Annotated in this window: 15 protein-coding genes and 1 pseudogene; 11 read left to right on the forward strand and 5 right to left on the reverse strand. The window is 34.8% G+C overall.

All coding sequences use genetic code 11. From position 1 onward, the window contains the following. The first annotated feature begins 25 nt into the window (after window positions 1-25). The 4 genes from RHAB15C_RS00120 (at window position 26) to RHAB15C_RS00135 (ending at window position 6,312) form a co-directional block, all read left to right on the forward strand. Complete coding sequence (locus tag RHAB15C_RS00120) at window positions 26-3,367, forward strand: ankyrin repeat domain-containing protein (RefSeq protein WP_194845859.1); 3,342 nt, start codon at window positions 26-28, stop codon at window positions 3,365-3,367. 53 nt (window positions 3,368-3,420) lie between these two features. Beyond that, complete coding sequence (locus tag RHAB15C_RS00125) at window positions 3,421-4,212, forward strand: hypothetical protein (RefSeq protein WP_194845860.1); 792 nt, start codon at window positions 3,421-3,423, stop codon at window positions 4,210-4,212. A 299-nt stretch (window positions 4,213-4,511) separates the two neighbouring features. After that, complete coding sequence (locus RHAB15C_RS00130; protein WP_194845861.1) at window positions 4,512-5,771, forward strand: hypothetical protein; 1,260 nt, start codon at window positions 4,512-4,514, stop codon at window positions 5,769-5,771. 118 nt (window positions 5,772-5,889) lie between these two features. Further along, window positions 5,890-6,312 (forward strand): thiol-disulfide oxidoreductase DCC family protein, encoded by a 423-nt coding sequence (locus RHAB15C_RS00135; protein WP_194845862.1) that lies wholly within the window; start codon window positions 5,890-5,892, stop codon window positions 6,310-6,312. A 15-nt stretch (window positions 6,313-6,327) separates the two neighbouring features. Here RHAB15C_RS00135 and RHAB15C_RS00140 read toward each other — a convergent pair whose 3' ends face one another. Then, entirely contained in the window at window positions 6,328-7,194 is an 867-nt protein-coding gene (locus tag RHAB15C_RS00140; protein ID WP_194845863.1) for a hypothetical protein, read from the reverse strand. 175 nt (window positions 7,195-7,369) lie between these two features. Here RHAB15C_RS00140 and RHAB15C_RS00145 point away from each other — a divergent pair. The 3 genes and pseudogenes from RHAB15C_RS00145 (at window position 7,370) to RHAB15C_RS00155 (ending at window position 8,683) form a co-directional block, all read left to right on the forward strand. Further along, window positions 7,370-8,193, forward strand: a pseudogene (locus tag RHAB15C_RS00145) (IS5 family transposase). Window positions 8,194-8,220: 27 nt separating this feature from the next. Further along, the gene (locus RHAB15C_RS00150) at window positions 8,221-8,484 is read left to right on the forward strand and encodes an NUDIX domain-containing protein (protein ID WP_220716048.1); all 264 of its coding nucleotides are present in this window, start codon (window positions 8,221-8,223) and stop codon (window positions 8,482-8,484) included. Between the two features lie 46 nt (window positions 8,485-8,530). Continuing rightward, window positions 8,531-8,683: an NUDIX hydrolase gene (locus tag RHAB15C_RS00155; protein ID WP_194845865.1), complete on the forward strand. Its 153-nt coding sequence runs from the start codon at window positions 8,531-8,533 to the stop codon at window positions 8,681-8,683. Window positions 8,684-8,689: 6 nt separating this feature from the next. Here the strand turns inward: RHAB15C_RS00155 and recD are convergent, their stop codons facing one another. Genes recD through RHAB15C_RS00170 form a run of 3 tightly spaced genes read right to left on the reverse strand, consistent with a single transcriptional unit; the run spans window position 8,690 to window position 16,829 of the window. After that, window positions 8,690-10,399 carry an exodeoxyribonuclease V subunit alpha gene (gene recD / locus RHAB15C_RS00160; protein ID WP_194845866.1) on the reverse strand — a complete coding sequence of 570 codons (1,710 nt, stop codon included), beginning with the start codon at window positions 10,397-10,399 and terminating at the stop codon, window positions 8,690-8,692. 2 nt (window positions 10,400-10,401) lie between these two features. Then, on the reverse strand, window positions 10,402-13,740 hold the full coding sequence (locus RHAB15C_RS00165) for a UvrD-helicase domain-containing protein (RefSeq protein ID WP_194845867.1): 3,339 nt from the start codon (window positions 13,738-13,740) through the stop codon (window positions 10,402-10,404). Continuing rightward, complete coding sequence (locus RHAB15C_RS00170) at window positions 13,737-16,829, reverse strand: exodeoxyribonuclease V subunit gamma (RefSeq protein ID WP_194845868.1); 3,093 nt, start codon at window positions 16,827-16,829, stop codon at window positions 13,737-13,739. Before RHAB15C_RS00170 ends, RHAB15C_RS00165 begins: the two co-directional genes overlap by 4 nt. A 71-nt stretch (window positions 16,830-16,900) precedes the next feature. Here RHAB15C_RS00170 and RHAB15C_RS00175 point away from each other — a divergent pair, with 71 nt between their 5' ends. Then, complete coding sequence (locus RHAB15C_RS00175) at window positions 16,901-18,580, forward strand: MFS transporter (protein WP_194845869.1); 1,680 nt, start codon at window positions 16,901-16,903, stop codon at window positions 18,578-18,580. A gap of 279 nt (window positions 18,581-18,859) precedes the next feature. On the opposite strand, the gene rpsT is transcribed toward RHAB15C_RS00175, so the two are convergent. Further along, on the reverse strand, window positions 18,860-19,150 hold the full coding sequence (gene rpsT, locus RHAB15C_RS00180; RefSeq protein ID WP_194845870.1) for a 30S ribosomal protein S20: 291 nt from the start codon (window positions 19,148-19,150) through the stop codon (window positions 18,860-18,862). A gap of 417 nt (window positions 19,151-19,567) precedes the next feature. Between rpsT and RHAB15C_RS00185 the strand changes: the two genes are divergently transcribed. The 3 genes from RHAB15C_RS00185 (at window position 19,568) to RHAB15C_RS00195 (ending at window position 24,123) form a co-directional block, all read left to right on the forward strand. Then, entirely contained in the window at window positions 19,568-21,232 is a 1,665-nt protein-coding gene (locus RHAB15C_RS00185) for an RNA polymerase sigma factor (RefSeq protein WP_194845871.1), read from the forward strand. 1 nt (window position 21,233) lies between these two features. Next, window positions 21,234-23,315, forward strand: coding sequence for an ATP-dependent DNA helicase (locus RHAB15C_RS00190; RefSeq protein ID WP_194845872.1), 2,082 nt, complete (start codon window positions 21,234-21,236; stop codon window positions 23,313-23,315). 595 nt (window positions 23,316-23,910) lie between these two features. After that, window positions 23,911-24,123: a hypothetical protein gene (locus tag RHAB15C_RS00195; protein ID WP_194845873.1), complete on the forward strand. Its 213-nt coding sequence runs from the start codon at window positions 23,911-23,913 to the stop codon at window positions 24,121-24,123. The last annotated feature ends 3 nt before the right edge of the window (window positions 24,124-24,126 follow it).

A 24,126-nucleotide genomic window follows, 5' to 3' on the forward strand; every position in this document is an offset into this window, starting at 1 on the left:
TTTTAATTAAACGAGAAAAACTTTTATGACATCTCCTATTTTTTTTATTAGAGATTCATCTCATCAAGTAAATCCTTCTTTTTCTTCCGATCAAAAGCTATCAAATCGTGCTGAAGAATTCATATCTCTGTTTAGAGACATGATTCCCATTTCTAATGGAACTTCTGATCATCAGGGGAATTGTTCCAGATTATGGGCTCTAAAAAATGGAACATTCCTTGGTACAGTATCTCACCTCGATGGAAAGATCACGTATATTCCTTTTAATAAAATCATTAGCTCTTGCACTAACAGCCCTATTTCTTTAGAAAGTCTCAAAAGACTGCAAGAACTAAAAATAGACTTAGCTTATGTTCCTGAACAAAAAAAACTCATTGTTTTTCCCCATTTAAGAGCAGCTGGAAAAGAAGATCAAATAACACAAGTAGCTGCAAAATCCCTCGATCCAAAACCACCGACTTCATGGGTTCCTCCTATTACATTTGATGAAAATCCAGTAAGACTTAGTCATATATTTAGGAGGAAAAAAGAAGGAGGTCATTTTACTGAAGATACCCCAGAAAATCGAACCTATATTCGTGCTGCTGTTTCTGATCCCGCTAATAGAGAATCTATAAACAAACATGGTGTAGAACTGTATTCTAAGATCATGCCAGATGGATATCTAGCTTGGGCATATGTTCAAAATGAGAAGATTGTAAATGGAGGGCGTGACAAGCCATGGAGAAAATGGGTAGCTGATCCAAAAAATTCCCTTGGAGGTAAAGTAGAATCAAGAAACCTCTATAACCGAGAAAAATTCACCTTTCAAGAACGAGTACAAGCCGATCGTCTAACAGAGGTTTACAATAAATCAGTAATAAAAAACCCTTGGAAGCCACATTCTGTAGAATTAAGATTTCCTGCTAGAGATGTAGGAGGAGTGCGTCATCATACGGGGATTATTTTGGATCTTTTGAAGGAATTAGAGAAGGGAGTTTATGATGAATATATGTTCTTCCTACCTGCAACAGAAGGAGAAAATCTCTTGAGCAAAGAGGAGATCTTACAAATTGCACAAGAGATTGCAAGAGGGGTTTATATTCATGATACGATTCCCTTTTTCAGTTTGAGCATGAATACAGATTACCAACTTTATCCTATTATTCATCCCGAATATCAAAACACTTATGTTGGCTATGTGATTTCTATGCTGGATTATTATCTTAAAGGATTTTGGTCAGGTCAGTTGTTTCCAGAAAAGTTCATTAAAAATTGGCACCATGACCCTAAAACCAGCGAGAGATTTTTGAGAGAGTATAGCTTTCCCATTCAGAGTAACTTTGCAAGTTTTGATGATACTGTACGAAACTTAGCAAAAGAAGAGGGAATTTCTTTAGAACATTTTGTTTACATGTCGAGATTTCCAATAACCCTTTCCTGTAGAATCATTGGGCAACAAAAAGAGATTTGTAAAACAGATAACCTCTTTGTAATTAATGGAGATGTGGATTTGGTTCACACTTTGGAAAGGACATCAAGTGGAGAAGAGAAAGAAGCCTATTTCAATCTTTTAGATCGAGCTTGTAGGATACTATGTAGGAAAATCAAGGAAATAGGGTTTGCTTTGCCAGAAGTAAAAAAATGGCTAGAAGCTGCAAAGGTAATGAATTTTTTCTCTAGTTACTATAGAACCTTGCAAGAAGGTGATAAAGTTTCTCGGTTTGAGAAAAGCACCATTTTAGGAAAAGAAAAAGCTTGTCCTCCTATTTTCCCACCGATTCCTTATGCACGTGGCCCTTTTGTTGAATTTAATGCAGCAGGTCTTTTGAAAAGTTTATACACTGAAGAAAGAAATATTCTCATGAAATTTTTCCAAACAGAACGAGAAAATGCTTCTCAAAAAGAACAAGTCAAAACGATCTTTGTAAATCTATTGAAAGATTTCTCTGTAGAAGAGCGCTCTGATAGGAAGCTCTCTTCAGTAGAATTGGATCAGTTTGCCAATACGGTTTTAACTTCGTTAAAAACCGATTACATTTCTACGAAAAAACATGTGGAAAAAGCATTTGTCGATCTAGGAATCAAAAAACAACCTTATCAAAAACTATCTAAACCCTATCTTCTTATATGTATCGATTTAGCTAAAGATTTTGCCGCAAGAGAGATTTTAGACTTTATTGAACTTATCGAAAACCCTTTTTATGATAAATATTTAAATATTCGTCAAGATCATAAAGCCAGGTATCAAGCTCTTGAAGAAAAACAAAAAACACTTAAAAAATTAACTCTTTGGGTACAAGATCCATTGAATGCTCTTATTAACACAGAAAGATGGTTTTTTGATTTAGAGCATAATAGACTTGACATCAGAGAAAAAAAACCTAATGGAGAATTTGCAAGTGTTTTTGGAGGCTATGAACCAACTCTTGAAGATACAAATTCCAAACCAAACGCTTTAGCAGCTCGTATTTTGAAAACCCATGCCAAAAAATTATCTTCGTTAGGGAATGAAGAGTTTCTTACCTTGAAAAAGGAATCTGGACGCCTATTCAAACTACCTGTAGAAGACACCTTTCCCGTATCTAGTCATGGGATCCCTTATAGCGCAATGATGTTAACTCCTTCTTTAAAGAACTCATCAAACGAAGCGTTTTTGTCTGCTATTTATGCCATTACACAGTCTGATAAGCAAGCATTTACAGATGTAGGAACGGTTGATTGGAATCAATTAGATACATTTGGCAGAAGTGCGATCCATTATGCATCCATTGCTGGTTGGAATCCTTCTGATGGTGTTCGTCATTATGAAACAGGAGACTCTTTTTTTATTCTACGAACTCTTATCGAAAAAGGGGTAGATCTTTTTATTAAAGATTCTCAAGGATGGACAGCGTTGCATCACGCAGCAGCAGTTGGAAATTTTGTAGCTTTAGACCTTCTTCTAGATGTAGAAAAAGGCTTGCTCAATATCCCTGCTTTAAACGGAGAAACACCGTTATACCTAGCTGTACAGAAAAACCATCTTTCTTGTGTAAAAATGTTGTTGGAAGTAGGAGCTCTTTCTCTAAAGTCGATGCACGGATGGAACATTCTCATGAGCGCCATTCATAACGGTCATGAAGAGATGGCTTTATTTCTTGTAAAAACAGGTAAAATAGATTTAGAATCCTCTTGGCGTGGAGGAAAAACAGTTCTACATTTTGCGATTGAAATGCAGATGGAAAAGTTGTTAGAAGAGCTTTTAAACCGCGGAGTGGATAAAAACCGAATCTACAACGAGCAAACTCCTATTTCTTTAGCAAAGAATCAGAACTGGAAAAAAGGTATAGATTTGCTTCACCCAAAAAAGACAGAGAAGAAAAATTCTTGGTGCTCGGTGATGTAGAACATATTTTTGATCTTGTATTCTTTGTATCATACACTAGATAATTTAAAATCATGCAAAAAATTTATCTACTTTTAAACGCTTTATTCATTTGTAATAGTGGCTTTGGTTTGTATACAGGCAATCCTGGCTCACCTGGTATTCCTGAAGAAGGACTGTTCTTATCGAAAGAGTCTTGGTTTAGGATCAAGATGGGTTATGAGTATGATCATGTTCAGAATCGTAAGCTTAAGGTTCTGCGTCAAAATGCTCTGCAGGTTAAAAATATGCCTAAGGCAAAGTTAACCAGTGATTTTGGAACATTTACAGCATCTATCAATCAGCGTTTAGATCTTTATTTTGAACTGGGAAAAACGCATGCAGAGTTTACACAGAGGCTTTATCCTCAAGGCCCTGATATCTCTTACAGATCTCATAGTCATTTTGCATGGGGTGGCGGTGGAAGAGCTATTTTAGTTTACTGGGGAGATACGCAAGTGGGCCTTGCAGCAAGCTATAGGGCTGTGCGTCCTGATCTTTATACTATTCTAATAGGTCAAGAATCTTACCTTCCTCAAAAAACAAAAGTGTTTTGTTACGAATGGCAGGTGAGTATGGGGCTTTACCAACGCTTTTCTTACTTGATCCCTTATATTGCTCTACAATGTGCAGATTTTCAAGGGAAGATTAGACATCTTCCTCTGCTTCCTGTTTTCCCTAAGGGATATTTTTCTTTTAAAAGTCAGCATCTATTTGGTTTGGTTTTAGGCTGTGGTCTAACAAATCAACGTGGGTTTGATTGTAATTTTGAAGCACGTTTTTTTCATGAAAAAGCGTTTACTATAAGCGCAGATGTGAGTTTTTAGTAAAAAGATGCTGTTTTATTAAAGAAAAAACTACACAAAAAATACCTTTGAGCTATATCATTTTTTCTTATTTCATGAGTGATTTCTTATCCTTCATGGATTTCTCAGCGATAGCTAATTTTAACCGTGTTGCATCTATTTTCTTTGAAATAAATTAAGATTGCCTTTATAAAATCCTGAGATTGTTTTTAATTTCCCCTATTAATCAGTTGATCTTATGTTGGGTATTTTTTGAGATTTTCCCCTAGTAATTTCTTAAATATTTTGCCCTCATATAAAAAATTAATCTGGAGCTAATAATGAAATTAGGTTTAAAACGCTGCTTATTCCTTTTAAGTACCGTATTTGTTGCTTCCTCTGCAATGGCAGCAACAATTGATGAAGCAGATGATCTCGATCAAAGAGATATTGGTGCATTGCGCGATTGGATTAATACAAAACGCCAAGTGACTATTAAAGAGTCAGGTGGAGCTTTATCCATTAGTGGAGAGGTCCGCACAGAATTTCAACATACTCATGAAACTGCAAATGGAGTGAATCAAAGAGGGCCTAATGGAGTCGTATTTGGTAGCGATGGTCTACCTATTCCTTCTAATGGTTTTGATATTGAAGTGAATTTGATGTTTGACTATCGAACAGATCGTTCATGGGCCGCTGTTAAATTAGAATTCGATAACGAAGCAGGGATTATAAGCGGAACTTTAAACAAGTTAAAGTTAGAAAGAGCTATCTGGGGCTATCGTATTTTTGATCGAAGCAATTGGGGTTTAGATGTCGAGTTAGGACGTCGCCGCATGTCTTCTATGCTTGATTCAAAAGTAGAATTTAACTCGTTTTTTGATGGTGCGTGGTTTAAGTATGGTCATAATGTCGATCCCATTGGAAGCGCTTATTTACATGCAGGTGTTTTTCTTGTTAATGAATGGAAAGAACAGTTTGGTTATGTAGGAGAAATCGGGCTTCTCAACCTTTTTAAGACCGGTTTTTATACCAAATATTCCGTTATTGATTGGGATACAAAGAAATTTACCGACTCTATTGATAAACAGCGTTTTGATTTTATTGTTTCTCAGTTAATCTTCGGATATCGTTTTAATGCTTTTTGTTCGAAGAAACCAGTACAAATCTATTTAGCTGGTTTATACAATCACAAAGCACAAAAATTGCCAATTACAGATAATCAAAAAGCGAATTGGGGTGCTTACTTAGGGGTCTCTATGGGAGAGCTTAAGAAAAAAGGTGACTGGGCTTTTGATATTAATGGACAGCTTCTTGCTGCACAATGCGTACCAGATTTCGATGTATCGGGAATTGGTACAGGAAATGCATCTTCTGTTGGATTTTATACTGTAAAACTAGATGGTAAAGGCGGTCTTAACACTATAGAGACAGCGGGTGGTAATGTAAACTACCAAGGATATCAAATCACTTTTGATTACTTATTCACCAATCAGATTGACATTCAGCTTAGCTGGATGCAATCTATTAGTTTGAATAAACATATCGGTCCTTATCATCGTTTTAGGCAAGTAGAAGTGGAATTGATCTACGGTTTTTAAATCTTTAAAAAGCCCTGTTAAGCTACAGGGCTTTTTTTTATCCAAAAAAATGTGTCTATTCAATTTCGTTCATTTCTCATTTGCGTTAAGATGAAAGAAACTCCTTAAAAAAAGAACTATGGATCAAGATCTATTTGAGAAATCCCCAAGAGTTTTTTATGACGGCAGTTGTGGCTTATGTCATTTTTTTGTACGCTTTACTTTATTAAGAATGCAAACGCCTTTCCTATTTTCTCCTATAGAGGGAAAAACCTTTTGCCATCTTGTTCAGATTAAAAACATAAAAACTATTCCAGATAGTATCATAGTGTATGACAAGAAGCAGGATAGAATCTATTTCAAAACAGAGGCTATTTTATATATTTTACGTTCTTTAGGAAAGGGTTGGAAAGCATTAAGCTATCTCATCGGCTGCATACCTCTTTGTATAACTAATGCTTGCTATGATTTTATTGCTAAAATAAGAAGTAAGGTTTTCAAAAAACCAAAAACGATTTGCCCTATTCTTCCAAAGAACTTAAGGAAATTTTTTAAAGAGTGAGTTTTGTTAAAAATATTAAATATACATTTTTAATTCTTTTGCGGTTTCATTTAAAAGATTTATAATCTCCGAATAACCATTGTTTGTAGCTATTTTTTTAGTTTTAGAAAGACATGCGTTAATAAATAGATTATTTTTTTGGAGCTCTTTTACCTCTAAAGGACTAAGCTTCTTATCCTGATTATATTTGGCTAAAACTGTTGAATTAAGTCCAGCTATTAACAAGGGTATAATCTCAGAGCGATTGTTCTCTACAGCCTTCTCTAAAGCTCTACCTATGCTTTCTTTACTCAATCTAGAGTCAGCTAGTAATGTGAACACAGCATCGATATGACCATTCTCTGCAGCATCTTCTAGAGCTTTACCTATGCTTTGATGAGTGAGTATATTATTAGCCAATAATTTTTCTATAAAAATAGATCCTTCTCTATTACTTACAGCTGTTAGTAAATCTCTGCGTTCATTTGAATCGTAAGCTATTGCTGGTAGGTTAGCTTGTTCATCTATTGCTTGATCACAAGAGTGTGCATTTTCAGGGTCAGGGAGATTAATTAAGAGGCGTCCTAAAAGATTAAGGGGTGATATAATCGACATGATCACTGTTGCACCCAACATTATTCCTGCTATTTTGATATTTTGATACGCATCTGAAAGGTTACATTCTTTAAAATAGGGAGATCCTCCTACATTAATTACAGAAAAAGCAACATTTTCAATAGCAGCAATAGGATGTTTAACAGTTTCTGTAGTAACATCTGCTACAGAAACAAAAGCAGCAATGGGTACAGCTGTGCGTGGATATATTTGAGCAAATTCTTGAAGCTGTTCATACATGTATAGCTGTGCGTATGCAGCGCTTTTATAAGTAATATTTGAAAGCATATAAGTACCATTTTGGATTAACAAGTAATGATGATACTGTAAATTTGTTTTTAAATAAAATCTTTTAAAATCCTTGTACAAATCTTTTAAAATTTTGTTGTCTTTATTCAATAGATCTTTTGCATAACCAACAAAACATCAGTAAGATGGTTAAAAACCATAACAGATTTTACTTATGAGGCACGATTGTTTGAAGGAATTTAGAAATGAAGAATTTCGCCGATTGACAGGGGGTAAAGAGATCCACATTTGAAAAGATGGTGAATATTTTAAAAGAAGAAGAATCCTCAAAGAAACCTCTTAGAGGTAGACCTAATAGATTACCTATAGAAGACCAACTTCTTATGACTCTTGAGTACATAAGAGAATATCGAACCTATTTTCATGTTGCAGCTTCCTATCAGATTTCAGAAAGCGCTTGTTATCGGAATATTCGTTGGGTAGAGGATGTGCTCATTAAGCATCCTGACTTTGTACTTCCTGAGCATAAAGCTTTGTTAAAGAGCAACACATCTTATGAAGTTGTTTTAATAGATGCTACAGAAACACCGATTGAAAGGCCAAAAAAAACCAAAAGTATTTTTACTCAGGAAAAAAGAAAAAGTATACGATAAAAAGCCAGGTGGTAGTAGACAAAAAAAGTCAGAAGATTATTTGCACTGCATTTGCAAATGGTAGGCGTCATGATTTTCGTTTATTTAAAGAATCCAAAGTAAAAATCCATCCCCATACCAAAACAATTACAGATACAGGATATCAAGGATTAAAAAAAGCTTCATAAAAAAACACAAATGCCCAAAAGGAGAACTAAAAAAAATCCCCTAACAAAAGAAGATAAATGCAACAACCAATATCTAGCTAGAGAGCGCTCTATTAATGAAAATGTGATTGGCTTGCTTAAGCGTATTTAAAATACTCTCTGATCGTTATAGAAATCGACGGAAACGTTTTTGCTTAAGATTTAATCTTATAGCTGGAATTTATAATTGGGAGCTTTAAAATTAAGTTATGCAAGAGATCTAATGGGTGAGTGTGACTGCAATTGTGAAAAGTTTAGATGCAAAAAAGAGAAGTGAGGCAGTGGTAAATACATATCTTCTTTTGAGAAAAGAGAAAAAGATTTTGCTTTCATTGAGGAAAAATACTGGATATTATGGACTTGTTTCAGGACATGTGGAAGATCAAGAATCAGCAAGCTCTGCAATGATTCGTGAAGCAAAAGAAGAGGTAAACATCATTCGTAGCGAATCGCTTAAGGTAGTCCATTTGATGCATCGTAAAAACCAATAGATTTAATATTGATATTTTTTTCGAATGTACGAATTGGGAAGGAAAATTGAATAATTTGGAACCGGATAAATGCGCAGAATTGAACTTCTTTTCCTTAGAAAACTTTCCTGAAAATCTGATCCCTTATATTGCCCGAGCTCTTTGTGTTGTCCTTCATAAGGTTATTTACTCAGAAGAAGGATGGCATGGAAGTTATTGAATGGCTTTATCTCGTTATGAATGGACATGTGTATTTCATTGCTTTTATTCGGCTTTTTAACCCAGATACTTTATAAGAGCTATGGTTTAATGTTTCTATAAATGTTTGCATAGAGGTAATCAAGCAGGCCTTTTTTCTAGCGCGTGTAACTGCTGTGTAAAGAACTTCTCTGCCAAAGACAGAAGAGCCTGTTGGAAGTACAATCACAATTTCATCACACTCACTGCCTTGGCTTTTGTGAACAGAAAGGCAATAGCCTGTTTCAAAAGAAGGTAATGCTAAAGCATCTATTTTACGATATTCTTGTTTGTTTTGGCGGTTATAAAAAATAGCATAGTCGGTGGTTTTAAGCTGTTTATCGATTACAGAAGTGGTTTTTTTTCGCACTAGGATTCCAGAATCTCCATTATAGAGATCTTGATCTGGACTATTGCGTTGAATAAGAATGGGAAAAACCCATAGATTTTGTAAGGGAGTATTTTCAAAAGTTTTTTTTAACAGGAATTGATTGAGAGCATCTACGCCAAGTGGACCTTGGCGCATACAAGAGAGCAGACGAAAGCAATCGATGTAAGGGATCAATTTCTGTGGATTAGGAGAGATGTTAAAACTATAAGGAGGGATTTTTTTCTGACAGAGATCCCAGATTTTTTCATGGGACAGCCCTTCGCTTAAGTCGATCCATTTGATTTTCTGTTCTTGTAGTAATTGTATAGCTTTTTTTATATCTGATTTACAAATAGCCTGTGAGAATTCTAAAATGGCAGGAGAATCTGAACGTAAAACTTTTTTTAGTTGTGTCAAGGGGATTTGTAAGAAAGGGGCTATTTCTACTAGATCTGCAAAAATGTTGCCTGATTCCACAGGAGGTAATTGATTTTGATCTCCAATGAGAATTACATGAGAATCTGTTCGTATAAGTGGGAGCAGTTTTGCAAATGAAGAAGCATCAATCATAGAGCTTTCATCGACTAAAATGATATCTGCAAGTAAAGGGAGATTTTGTTTTTGCGCTTTGTGAAGAATAGAGTGGAGAGTCCCAGATTGCCAAGACAAAGAAGGCAGAATTTTTTGCAGACTATTTTCTAGTTGAGCAACCGCTTTTCCCGTGGGGGCTGTAAGCAGAATGCGACTGTCTTTTTGCGTACATGCCTGTAAGATAATTTGCGCTGCTGTAAATGTTTTTCCTGTTCCTGGCCCTCCTGTAATTAGAGAAAAAGAATGGGTAAGAGCTAAGAGAACCGCTTGTTTTTGCTCGCAGTTTAACTCGTTAGTTAATTGTTTAGGGGATTTGTAATGAGGTCTTTTGTTTTCTAGTAGATGGAGTAAAGAAGAAAGGATTTGATTTTCTTGTACTCGATATTTTTGTAAGTAGAGAAAATGACTATCTAAACAGATCAATTTATGCATATCTTGGGCATTTCGATCGATTAATGCATCTGGAAGAGATGCTAGAGCAGAAGAAATGAGTTCTTGTGGTATATCTATAAGGCCAATTGTGCGAAGCTGTTCTTGTAAAGAAATCTTTTCTAGATGTAGAGCTAGGTGACCTTGACGAGAAATAGAAAAGAGAATGGCAAGTAAAAGAGCTTGATTTTCAGGCCCAGATGGAAGCATTTTTTTTGCAAAGTATAAGTCTAAATAACAGAAAATACCTTGTTCCAAAAGAGATTCAAGAAGAGGCCAATGGGAGAAATGATTTTTAGAGGGTAACATGACTATTCCATAAGGGTGGGATAAAAGTGATAGAATTTTTTACCTCGAACAAAGTAATAAATAGCTCCTCCAAATAGATCTGCAAAAGGGCGAGATTCAAAGAGCTGTATGTGTTTTTTAAGAGCTGTGGCATAGATAGATGCTTGCAAAAAATAATTACAGCGGTTCATTTCTATGACAAGAGCTTCTTCGGAATAATCGGTCTCATCAGAGCCTAGATAATTGGTTTTCCAATCGAGTAGATAATATTTCCCCTGATGTTCAAAACACAGATCGATAAAGCCTTTCATCATCCCTTCTTGGATAGGAAAGACAAACTCCATTTCTTGTTGCATTTGATCAGAGGTCAAATCAGAGAGAAAAAGAGAAATCTGATCGATGAGAAGAGGTTCTTCTAAAATGGATAGAATGGTTTGTTCGATCGCTTGCTGCCAATCTTTTAATAGAGTGTTTTGTAGAAAAGAATGGATCAATAAAGAAATTTTATGAGAATCTATCGGGCAATGATAGCATAATTTAAAACACTGCTCTAAAATATGGTGAATGATATTTCCTGTTTCTGCTCCAAGCGGCATACTACAAAGTGTTTTTTCTTCCATAAAGATAGAAGTTTGTTTTTCTTGTTTTTTTTCTAATTGGGCTATGGAAGAGAAGGAAAGCCAATGCTCAGAAGAGATGTTTAGTAGAATTTCTTCTGGTTTTATGAGAACAGGATTTACTGTTTTTGAAAAAGTTGATAGAGGCTCCATCTGCGCGCAGATGGAATAGGTGACATTGGGTTGCAATTCAGAAGCAATAGATGCAATAGAATCTTGTGTTATTGTAGGGATCAGATCATAAGTTTTTTGCCAATTCGTCTCTTGGAATAGCCAATTACTTAAAAATAATTCGATGGGAGATGCTTCTGCTAATGGTATTGGTGTTTGTAGCTGATCTAAAACAACAGGGATATACAAATGATATTTTGCACGTGTGAGAGCAACATATAATTGTCGCATTTTTTCTGCATCTGTTTCTTCTAAGGCAAGTTGGCATTTAGGATCTTCTAGGTTACAAGGAATCAATTGATCTTTAATCGTGATGTAGTCAGGAGTTTTTTGACGAGAAGATAAAGAAAGAGCAAATACTGCATCAAATTCTAAACCTTTACTCATAAAAATAGTCATTACAAGTACACTGTCCTCTTCTTGCTGAGAAGAGGTTGCAAAGCAACTCTCTTTTAAGGTATCTTGCATATCGTTTAAAGCTCTGAGCAGAGAAATTCCTGGGTAGCCTTGCATTTCTTGTTCAATGAGTATTTTCGCTAGCATAGTTAAATCTAAATAGAGTTCTGTTTGCTTAGATGAGAGAAGTTTTTGCAAAAGAGAGATATCTGGATCAAAATAGGTATGCAATAGGGAATAAAAAAAACAGCTAAATCCTTTTTCTTCCCAAATGGTTTTAAGAGTTTGGAAACTTAGCTTTGCTTGGATAAAACAAGGGTGTTTCCAATCTTGGAGCAATTGCTGTTTTGTCCATCCAATGAGTGCTGTTCCCAAGGCGATTTTTATTTTACTTGAATCTGTTGGATCTAATACAGCTGTTAAAATTTCTTTAAAGCCAAAATAAGCATTTGATTGAGTAAGAGCTATACCTCGTTTAAAGTTAGAAGAAATCCCTTGTCCGTTCAGAAAAGAAACCACTCTAGCTGCTTGGTAACGATCTTTAACTAAGATAGCGATTTTAGATTTTGGAGTATGGTAATGAACTTGTAATTGCTTAATTTCTTGAGCAATGAAGGCAAATAGCTGTTGGTTTTCCGTTGAGATTGTTGGCCACTTGGCTTTTTTGTGGTAAGTGGCTTTTGCTACAAATAGATGCATGGGAGCTGTTACATAGGGGAAGTTTAAATCGATGGGATGAACAGAATGCACATCTAAATAAGATTGCAGCGCAGGGATAGGCATCCAATTTTTAGTTTTTGTAAAAAACTTATTTAACACTTCAATGAGAGAAGAAGAACTTCGATAATTTGTATTCAAGTAACGTAAGTGGTCTTTACCTATGATTTTTGCTGCAGATAAATACGTATATAAGTCAGCCTTTCTAAAGGCGTAGATGGATTGTTTGGGGTCTCCTACAAGACAAAATGTTTGCGTTTTTGGTGTGAATAGTTGATGGAATAGTTGCCATTGAGTTTTATCTGTATCTTGGAATTCATCGATGATAATTGCTTGAAATTTATTTTGTATCTGTTCTTTTAGTTCAGGATGTTCAATGAGCGCTTGATGAACTCTGCTAACGATTGTATCAGGGAAGTACAGATCTGCTTTTTGTAAAAGCAATTGGGATTTTTCTTGGCATAAAGCACAAAGTCTTAAGAAAGTTTTTTTTGGGTTTTTGGCTTGTTGTAAAAGAGGCAAAAGATGATTTTGCAGCTCTTTAAATAGATCTGTATATGTAAAAAAAATTGTTTTAGCGCGTATTTTACGGTTTGATTCGGTGATTTTTTCTAAAAAAGAATTCTTTGTAAGCAGCATATCAAATTCTTCTAAGGCACAAGTTTTCGTTTCCAGAATTTTCCCCCAAATTTCAGCTTCTTTTATATAGTTTTTATCGGTCATTTGTTTGTAAATAGCAGATAATTGTTGAACCTCTTTTACAAACTTAGAACTACACACAGAAGGTAATGCAGGGAGCACACAGAGAAATTGCTGGTGCAAATCTAGGAAGGAAGGAAAAGGGTTTAGTTTTCTATCCTCTTTGGTTACTTGGATTAAATGATTTAGCAGTTGCTTAGGATTAGATTTGTATTGGGAAAGTAAAAAATGCACTTGGTTGGGGCTATATAGAGGGCTTTTCATTTCTGTGCGTAGAACTTGCTTCACAGCATATTGCAAGGTGGATAAATAGGCATGTTCATCAGGATCATTAAGATTGAATCCATTTTGGGTTTCAAAAGCAAATTCTTGAATCAGTTTATAGCAAAAGCTATGCAATGTATAAATAGAAGTATTGTCAAAAAAGATCAAAGCAGACTCAATTCTTTCTTGCGCTTGTAAAAGTGCAGCGTTGCCTTTTTCTAGAATGGCTTTTACATAATCGAGATCTGCATTTTTTTCTCGGAGGTCCTTATAGAGGCACTGTAGGTTTTGGCGAATACGCCTTTTTAATTCACGGGTTGCTTCTCTAGTAAAAGTAACTATTAAAATTTGCTCCATGGCAATAGGGTCTTTTGTTTCAAGAATGAGCCTAGCAACTAGATGTTCAATGGCAAATGTTTTTCCTGTACCAGCGGAAGCTTCTAAAAAATGCGGGCCGAATATAGAAAGATTGCGATCGAGGATATTAAATTCTTTCATAGAAAACCAATGAATTCAGAAAATACATCTTTGAATATAGGAGTCCAATAATTCCAGGTTTCTTGGGCATCAAAACAAAATCCATGACGCTCTAACCAATTTTCATAGGGGTCTTGTATTCTTGTAGAATTTAGTTGATTATCGTCTATGAGAATTTTTTCGAAATCGTTTCTAGTTCCTAAAAGCAAAGCTTTAGCCCAAGTGGTTTTAAGAGGAGAAATGTTTTGACGAGCATAAAAAAAATAACTAAGGTACTTTTGCATGACTAAAATAGGGTCTTTAATTTTCAATGGTAAGCAAGAGCCGTCTTTCAAAGAAAGTAAAGAGGCTTTTAAGTTCATTTGTGGTTGTAGGATCAGATAAAGCAGATAAATAGGCCATATGTGAATCAGACCTTCTAAATGATTAGATCTTTTAGAAATAAGTCCTTTTGTCGATAGATCGGTTAAAGTTCCAATGATGTGAATCTTTTGATTTTCAAAAGATAATTCAATAGCAGGAGCGATCCAATTGCCACAATTGAGCTGCTCTATTTTCTTACATTCTTTAGATAGGCCAATAGAGAAGGGAGAATCTAGCTGTAGATCAAATTGAGAGAGAGTTTCTTGCATTTGGGCTACTTCTAATTGTAATTTTTTCAGAGCGAGATCTTTAAACAATCCCAGAGGAAGTTTGCCTTGAGCTTCTAATTGCACAAGCAATTCATGTACAGGCTTTGTATGCACTTCTCTAGTGAAAATGGCTTTTTGATAATTAGAAAATAGAAAATCACCATCAGGATCTTCTTTTCCTAAAAATATCTGAAAGACATCCTGGCAGAAAAATCGAATGGGGTTTTTAGCTAGATTGTACAGCTGTTTTACATCAATTGTTGGAATCATTACAGGTTGTATTTGATCTTGTGTAAGAAAAGGTGTATTTTGTGAACTAGGAAAATAATAAGACATAGCAGCTTGATAATCGATTTGCGATTTTTTTATCTGAGAATTTTCTTGAAAGTAGAAAGAATCAAAGGGCAGATTTGGATGATCAGTGATTTGTAAAGCTACGCAGGCTTGCAGCTCTTCGATGAGAAAGGAACATCCTTTAGGTTTTTGATCTCGAGAATCTATTCTTTCATAGCTGAATAGTAGGTGCTTTTGAACTGAAAAAAGCGCTTCTAGCAATAGGTAGCGGTCTTGTTCTGCATATGTAGGGATATAGTCTAACCCTAGATTTTGGGATAACTCTGATAAAGAAGAGTTTTGAAGTATCCTAGGGATGAGATCCTCTTCCATTCCTAACATCCAAATCACTTGGGAAGGATAAATACAACCTGCTTGTAAAGAGCGAAAGCGGATCTGTCTTAAATACTGTGTTTTTTGAAATTTGATTTTTTTGCGAAGTAACCGATCCATAATGCGTTCTATGCTCTCGTAGTTGCGTAAAAGAGAGAGGTTTTGAGATCTTTTTTGTAGTTGTTTGATTTCTTGTAAAAATCCAACATTTTCTACATCAAAGTAATTCACTAAAAGGGCTTCTATATAAAGTAGCCACGATCCAATAGTCATTTTTTCAGTTCGCAGGAGCGATAGATCTTGTTGTAGAGAGGTAAATGCACATAAAAAATCAGAAAAAAGCTCTATATCGGTAAGAGCAATCACATCTACAGGCCAACGAGAATCTAAAGGAGCTAGAGTAACAGCGCCTAATAAGAGACGAGAAATGCCAGCATCCCAATTGCAAGCCTCTTCTTCTTGACGAATAGAAGCTGCTTCCAACCATTTTTTAATTTGTTTAGACCGATCAGGATTCCATCCTTGTTTTGCACAAAAGATCGATTCATCTAACAGAGCATAAATAGAATTTAGAGAAAAGTTTTCTTCTAATACTCTCTTTAGCAGAAGAAATCCATGAGCTGCGCTATTAGAAAAAATAGGTACATTTTCTATGGTATAGGGAAGTGGATGATTTGCAAAAACCATTTCGATATAAGGAGCATATATTGTTATATCAGGAGCTAATACGATGATTTGATCAAGAGGAATAGAATTTTTTTTTATGAGGGTTGTGAGAGTGTCAAAAAGGATTTCTACTTCGCGAAGTTTTGTAGGTGCACTATGTAATTGTAGAGAAGAATCTGCTTGGGAGATGGGCTCTGTACGCTCAAAGCAAAGAATCTGTTCTTGCAACTTTTGTAGATTATTATTACTTTTTTCTAACTCGTAGAGTTCTGTACTTGTTAAAGAGAAGAGATCAAGATTCTTTAAGAGAGCTCTTCCTAGCTTGCCCCAATTAGCTAGAATAGGATGTGCTGCTGTATCATAATGATTTAACTCTTCTCTTTTCTCAATGCTGATTCCTCTTTGAGCTAGTTTTTTTCGTAAATAGGATCTTTCGCGATCTGTGTGAACATCTTCCCAAAATAGCTTACAAGGGGAAAAAAAATAAAAAAGAGCACCAACTTGTTTGAGTATTTGTAAGTAAGAAAGAGGAAGAAAAGAAAACCCAAATACGAAAATGGATCTATTTTGTGTTTGCAAAAACCGAGTAGCTTCTAAGGGATAAGTCCAGTTAGGTTGAAAAGAAAATATTTTATTCCATAATGTTTGTTGCCAACCTAATTTCTTGATCCAGACAGGTAAAAAATGCAACCCATAGATACCATATTCCTCGAATATATTAGACAACTGATCGCTAAGGCCTATAATTCTTTTACTTCTTTTAGACTCCTTTTCACAAGCGATATAGGTATATAGTTTATTTTTTTCATCTTTTTGCCAAGATTGTTCGATGATCTCTTCTAACATCAGGGAAATTTCTATAGAATCCGGTATTTTTTTTCCAAAAGGAAATAGCCAATCATTAATAGCTTGTTTTAAAGAAAGAAATTGTATACCTGTAACAATGCCTAGTTCTTTTGCAAAAAAATCAATGAGATAGTCTTTAATAGGTTGACTGGGAGTAATGATAATTTTTTTACTAAAAGGACGTGTCGAAAAAGCGATTAGATCTTGTTTTAGCTTATTAGCAAGACTTTCTATATTTTGGCTAAATGTACAATGTAGAGTTGTTGAAGGGCAGGAGATCTCTTCTTTGCAAGATTTCATTCTCGCTCTCTTTTGTTAAGCTTGTTATAGTGTATGGGAAGCATCCATTTTAATCTTAGTATACTATTTTTATGCGTTTTAAACAGCTTTTTAAAAGGATCCCCTCTTTTTCCAAAACAGGCCATTCTTCTCTGGCCTGTTTAAATTTAGCTCAAGCTCTAGGAGTTGTGAATGATAATATTTTTAAATTCACCATGGTGTTTTTACTTATTGAAACTTTAGGGTCTATAAAAGCAAGTTCTATTCTCTCAGCAACGGGGGCGATTTATGTAATCCCTTTTTTACTTTTTTCCTCTTATGCAGGAGTTTTAGCAGATCGCTTAAGCAAGCAGAAGTTGCTTGTTTTTATGAAGGGAATTGAAATTCTTGCAATGGGTATTGCTATTATTGCTTTTGCAGCAAGAATCCCTTGGCTTTGTTATAGTCTTTTATTTATTTTAGCTATTCACAGCGCTGTGATGAGTCCTTCTAAATACGGAATGATCCCAGAGCTTGTTTCCCAACACATGGTTCCTCGAGCAAATGGACTAATCACCTCAACATCTTATCTTGCTATCATTTTTGGCACTTTTTTGGCTTCTTTTTTAACAAAAGTGACCCACAGACAATTTACTTGGGTTGCTTGTATTTGTTTTATGATTGCAGTAGGAGGTTTTTTTGCTGCTTTAGGCATTAAAAAAACCCCAGAGCAAGCGATAAAAATAAAAGCGCATCCTTTTTTTTTAAAAGAAATTTATTGCACTTTGAAAATTGCTTCTTTGACGCCTCATTTAGTTACTGCAATCTTTAGTTCAGCATTTTTTTTATTTATTGGTGCGTTTACACAACTTAACGTAATTCCTTTTGCTATCCAAACCTTACACTTAAGCGAGATTGCAGGAGGTTATTTATTTCTAGTTTCTGCTTTAGGAATTGCTGCAGGAGCTTTTTTAGCAGGGAAGCTCTCCAAATATAAAACATCTTTAGGACTCTCTTGTATAGCCTGTTTGGGCATTGCTGTTAATTTTTTATTTTTATCGATTACCACAAGTTTACCTCTTGTTGTTATCACTCTAATCTTAATTGGTGCGTTTGGAGGGTTATTTGCTGTTCCCTTTGATACATTTATTCAACTCAATAGCAAAGATGAAAGAAGAGGGCAAATGATTGCAGCGGCTAATTTTTTTAGTTTCACAGGAGTATTTATTGCTTCTCTTCTTCTTTATGTATTTAGTCAATTTTTAGAACTCTCTTCTGCCAATGGTTTTGCTGCTGTTGCAGCTCTTACTCTTCTGGTTTTTTTAGTATTAATTTCTCGATTGTCTGAATTTTTCTTTTCTTTTATAGCAAAAATATTTTTCTTTTTCTCTTCTCCGTGTCGTATAGAGTTTCCTGTTTTAGAGACAAATCTTTCTGCAATATTCATTTTAGAAAAAGCTTCTTTTCGCAAAGCTTTTTTTTTAGCAAGCAAGTTTCCTATGATGCATTTTATTTTTCCTTCTAATAAATCTAAACAGCCTTGGTATTGTCGCTTTGTATATTCGTTACATGCGGCTCCTAAAAGCCTAGACACACAAGAACTAATTGCTTATGCACAAACACAGCTTCTTCCAGAAAAGTCTATTTGTTTGTTTTTTAAAAAGATTTTTCAGATCCCTACATCGGCTATATATGGATGGATTGAGCTATTTCAAACTGAACCTCTGGTCTTTTTTGTTCGTTTTTACAAAGAAAAAACAGGTTGGGTTTGCAAATTAGAAAAAAAAGATTAGCCTTTTTAAGAGATAGAAATCTAAAAATTAAGGGCGAGAGTATTTGTTCTTGATTGTATTCGCAATGAAAAAGCACGAGTAGATCTTTTCAGGTTTTTTTAATTACTGAAAAAAAACCCATATGTGAAACTTAAATTATAAAACTAGGAAAATGCTTATTTTTCCTTAGCTTTAAGGCAAAAAAGAAATCCGGTCATGATATGACCGGATTTTCATATCTTTGGAGGATAAGAAATGATTTAAGCTAAAAATAAAATGTTTATTTTAGCGAAATGCAAATTATACAGAAACTTTTTTAGCTGCTGTGCTTAAACGAGCTTTTAGGCGACTGGCTTTACTGATTTTAAACACCCCTTGTTTTACTCCTTTATCCATCAAGCTATAAACTTCATTAAGTTTTTCTTGAATAGAGGAGACATTTTTCTGAGCAAGAGCTTCTGTCAAAGATTTTGAAGCACTATTAACTCTTGCTTTAAGCACGCGATTACATAGATTGCGTTTTTTGCTTTGTATATTGCGTTTCTCTGCGCTAGGGCGCTTTTCTTTCTTGTCTTTTTTTTCATTTGCCATAAGTTTTCCTTTGGACTTAAAGATGGAAGAAATATAACTTAAAAAGGCATAATTCGTCAAAATGCTTTTAAGGTAAACTTTCAGATAAAATTTATTTTATTGAGATTGTGAATAATAAGAGCCAATAATTTAATCGATAGTAGCATGCTAAAATCGCCTCTATCTTAAACAAAATCGCAAAAAGAGTTCTATAGAAAAAGTTTTTCCTGTTAAAAAAAATATACAAACTTTTATCGTATTGGGATAACACAGATATTTCACTTTTCTTAAAGAATTTTTTTTACAGTTTTAATAGAAAAAGTAGACTTTTGATGTTAAACAATTTTATAAGAGGATAATAAATATAGAGTAGCTTGACAATAAGAAAGGTTATTATCAAAATCGATTCATAATTTACTTAAAATTAATTAGAGTCACATGTCAAAAGGGTCATTTAATAATTTGTTTACACAACAGCATCAACAAAAAGTCGAAGAACTTGTCGCTATAGCTAAAGAGCAAGGGTATATCACCTACGAGGAAATTAATGAAATTTTGCCTATGACATTCGATTCTGCTGAACAGATCGATCAGGTTTTGATTTTCTTAAGCGGTATGGATATTCAAATCCTTAATCAAGTTGAAGTAGAAAGACAAAAAGAACGAAAAAAAGAAGCAAAAGAACTAGAAGGGTTACCTAAGAGATCTGAGACGACCTCTGATGATCCGGTACGTATGTACCTCAAAGAGATGGGGTCAGTTCCCTTATTGACTAGAGAAGAAGAAGTTGAAATTTCTAAACGTATTGAGAAAGCACAAATTCAAATAGAAAAAATTATTATGCGTTTTCGTTATTCAACACGTGAAACCATCTCCATTGCTAATTATCTTATTTCCTCCAAAGAGCGTTTTGATAAGATTATCTCAGAAAAAGAAGTCGAAGACAAAAACAATTATGTAACTATCCTTCCTAAACTATGTATGTTGCTTAGACAAGAAGACCAAATTTTAGAAAATCTTTTGCGTGAACTCTATAGCACAGAAGAGAAAAAAATCGATAAGGTAAAACTTGCAGAAGAAATCGAAAAATGTCGTATTCGAACTCAAGCTTATTTGAGACGAATGCACTTTCGTCACAATATCATTGAAGATTTTGGCGAAGTGATCCTTAATGCTTACGAGCGATTTCTCATATTGGAAAAAGAGATTCAAGAATTAATTCCTCGGGCAGAGAAAAATAAGTTTGCCGCAGGAAAACTGCGTGCGGTAAGGCGTAAATTATTAAATCGCGAATTAGCAGCAGGGCGCACATTAGACGAATTTAAAAAAGATGTTCGTATGTTACAGCGCTGGATGGATAAGAGCCAAGAAGCTAAAAGAGAGATGGTGGAATCTAATTTGCGTTTGGTGATTTCTATTGCTAAAAAATATACCAATCGTGGCTTGTCCTTTTTGGATTTAATTCAAGAAGGAAATATGGGATTGATGAAAGCTGTAGAAAAATTTGAGTATCGACGTGGTTATAAGTTTTCTACTTATGCCACTTGGTGGATTCGTCAAGCTGTAACTCGCGCAATCGCTGATCAGGCAAGAACCATTCGTATTCCTGTGCACATGATTGAGACAATTAACAAGGTTTTACGCGGAGCCAAGAAGCTCATGATGGAGACCGGTCGAGAGCCTACTCCTGAGGAGCTTGCTGTAGAATTGGGTATAACTCCTGAACGTGTGCGTGAAATTTATAAAATTGCTCAACATCCTATTTCTTTGCAAGCAGAGGTTGGAGATGGAGGGGAAAGTCAATTTGGAGATTTTCTAGAGGATACAGCTATTGAGTCTCCAGCTGAAGCAACGGGCTATGCGATTTTAAAAGATAAAATTAACGAAGTGCTTGCTACTTTGACAGATCGAGAGCGCACGGTATTGATGGAGCGCTTTGGTCTTATTGATGGAAAACCCAAAACCTTAGAAGAAGTAGGAGTGCGTTTTAAAGTTACAAGAGAACGTGTCAGGCAAATTGAAGCAAAAGCTCTACGTAAAATGCGTCACCCTACGCGTGCTAAGCAATTGCAAGCTTTCTTGGATCTATTGGAAGAGGAATAAATTGTTCATTCGCTCTGCTGAGCAATTTTTTGAAGCCATTTTTTCTAGAGAAGGCCCATTACAAAATCTGCCTAGATTTGAAATTCGACCTGGGCAAAAAGAAATGGCTCTTTTGATTCACGATGCTTATCAAGCCCAAGAAATCGTTTGCATTGAAGCAGGGACAGGTACTGGTAAAAGTTTAGCATATTTATTGCCCGCGATCTATTGGGCTATTCAACATAAAAAACGCACTGTAATTTCTACGCATACTATTGCATTACAAGAGCAATTGATGAATAAGGATATCCCTTTTTTACTTAAAGCATTGCAGATCGATCTAAAAGTCTCTTTAGCAAAAGGGATGAATAATTATCTATGTTTAAAGAAACTGAGGACAGTAGAAGAGCAGATTTTGTTCTTTCCTGAACAAGAGATCAGATTATTGCAAGCTTCACTTAAAATAGCTGAAGAAGGCACTCGTTCAGAAATGCCCTTTAAAGTTCCCCAGCCCATTTGGGATAAAGTATCGGCAGAAAGAAATAGTTGTGACCATACCCGATGCCCTCACTATAAAGAGTGTTATTTCTTCAAAGCTCGCAGGCAAGCTTTAGAATCACAGCTTATTATTGTTAATCATCATCTTTTATTAGCTGATTACAAATCTAGATTACAGCAAGTCAAAGACCCTCCTCTTCCTTCTTATGAATATCTAATCATTGATGAGGCACACCATTTAGAGTTAATTGCTCTACATAGCAGTGCGCAGAGGTTGGACAAACGTTATCTTTTATATCTTTTGTCTCGTTTGTTTTCAGAAACTCAACCAGAAAGTTCTTTATGTAGGCTGATTAGAAAAGATCTTTTGGGATTGAATCTTTATTCTTTAGAACTCCAGCAAAAAATAGAAGTTGATATACTCGGACAAAAAAAAGTTTGTGGTTTACAAATAGAGCAAGTTTTTACACACGATTGTTTTAGTAAAATAGATGTTAAATATCGTATTACAGATGCTTTTAAACAAACCTATACTTGGAAGGAAGAGATCTTTCCATCTCTTACTATGTTAGCCAAAGAGCTTATGGGACTTGCTGTTATTATTCAGGATTTAAAGCAAGAATTAGATCGGCATTTAGAAGAAAAGCTACATGTACATACACTAGAGCTGCATTCTCTTAAAAGTCGTTTAGAAGAAGAGAGTAAAAAAATTTCTATATTTTGTACAAATGATTCGAGTTTAAAAAGAGTACAATGGCTAGAGAAAACAGCTCAAAATCTCTCTTATGTAGATGCAAATCTAGATATAGCTCTTTTTTTAGGTAAGCAGTTTTTTACTCCTTTACACGCGGCTGTTTTATGTAGCGCTACGCTTACTACGCAAAATAGCTTTTCTTTTATCAAACGCACCTTAGGGTTAGATCAAATAGATAAGGTAGTTCAAGAAAAGATCTATCCTTCTCCTTTTTCTTTTGAGACTCAAGCGCTCTTTTTAGTTCCCAACGATATTCCTCTACCTTCAAGTCCACATTTTTTGTTACATATTGTGCAAACAATAGAAAAAATGATAGCAATTACTCAAGGAAGCGTATTTGTGCTATTTACCTCTTTTGAAATGTTACGCGATTGTTTTCAAAGCTTGCAGAGCCCTTATCCTGTTCTCAAACAAGGAGATCTTCCTCGGCACATGTTGCTTGAAAAATTTAAACAAACCCCAGGGCAGGTATTGCTAGCCACGGATTCTTTTTGGGAAGGAGTTGATGTTCCAGGAGATGCACTAAAATGTGTGATTATTGTGAAACTTCCCTTCGCTGTTCCTTCCGATCCTTTGCATGAGGCCTACATAGAAGCGATTCGTCAAGATGGTAGAAATTCTTTTTTGGAATATAGTGTACCTCAAGCAATTATTCAGTTTAAACAAGGTTTTGGAAGGTTGCTTAGATCGCAGCAAGATAGAGGGTGTATAGTATGCTTAGACCATCGCCTACTAAGCAAATCCTATGGCAAGCTTTTCTTAAATAGCCTTCCCTCATGCAAAAATTATTTCGGCTCAAAAGAAGACGTATATAAAGAAATGAAGAATTTTTATAGAAATGAAAAATATTAAAGACTTAAGACTTTTATCTTTTCTGAAATTTTCAATGCAAAAATTAGATAGTTTTAAAGAGGTAATGCTCAAATGCCCTTGTTGTAGCGATAAAACATTTAATCATTCAGGGTTTTCTATTTTCTTTTTAAAATTTTTTATAGGGTAAAACATTTATTAATCAACCGATTCTCACAAGGTGAAGGTTTAAGGTTTGCATTTATGATGCTCATCGATGTTTACTGCGAATCAAATATTTTCGTGAAGAAATAAAAAAAGATCGATCTTCAAGAACACTTCATGCTTACGATATAGCAAGTTTTAAAAAACCTGAGATTTCTATGCCTTATGTCATCATTCTCTTGAAATGTTCTAGAGAATTATTTTTATGAAACTTTTTGATTTTCTAGTTTCAAAAGAAGCTCTAATACAGGATGTTAAGAAAAATATTTCCTCTAATTTTTTTAAATATTTTTAAAGTTTTTTAAAAGGATACATGTTTTTTTTGAAAAAAGTCTTGAAGTTTTTTTTTTACTTTGAGTAAAATCAGTATTTCCTATTTTTTTTGTAGCTTAAGGAAAGTGGGAATTTTGAATAAAAAAAATGTGAGGTTATTATGGATTATGTAATTACTCAGTCACAAAGAATACATAAAGATTTTGTCAATCAAATGACTAATGAAGGTTGCTCTGGGTATCTAGATAGCTTAGATCAAGCTCAACAGGAAAAGGTTTTGTTAACTAATAATTTAGTCCAAGCAATTATACAAAAATCTACACACACACATGGAGACAGTTGGTCTAAAAACGTATGGGATAGATCCTTCTAGGGT

It is taken from the genome of Candidatus Rhabdochlamydia porcellionis (assembly GCF_015356815.2).
GTDB classification, from domain to species: domain Bacteria; phylum Chlamydiota; class Chlamydiia; order Chlamydiales; family Rhabdochlamydiaceae; genus Rhabdochlamydia; species Rhabdochlamydia porcellionis.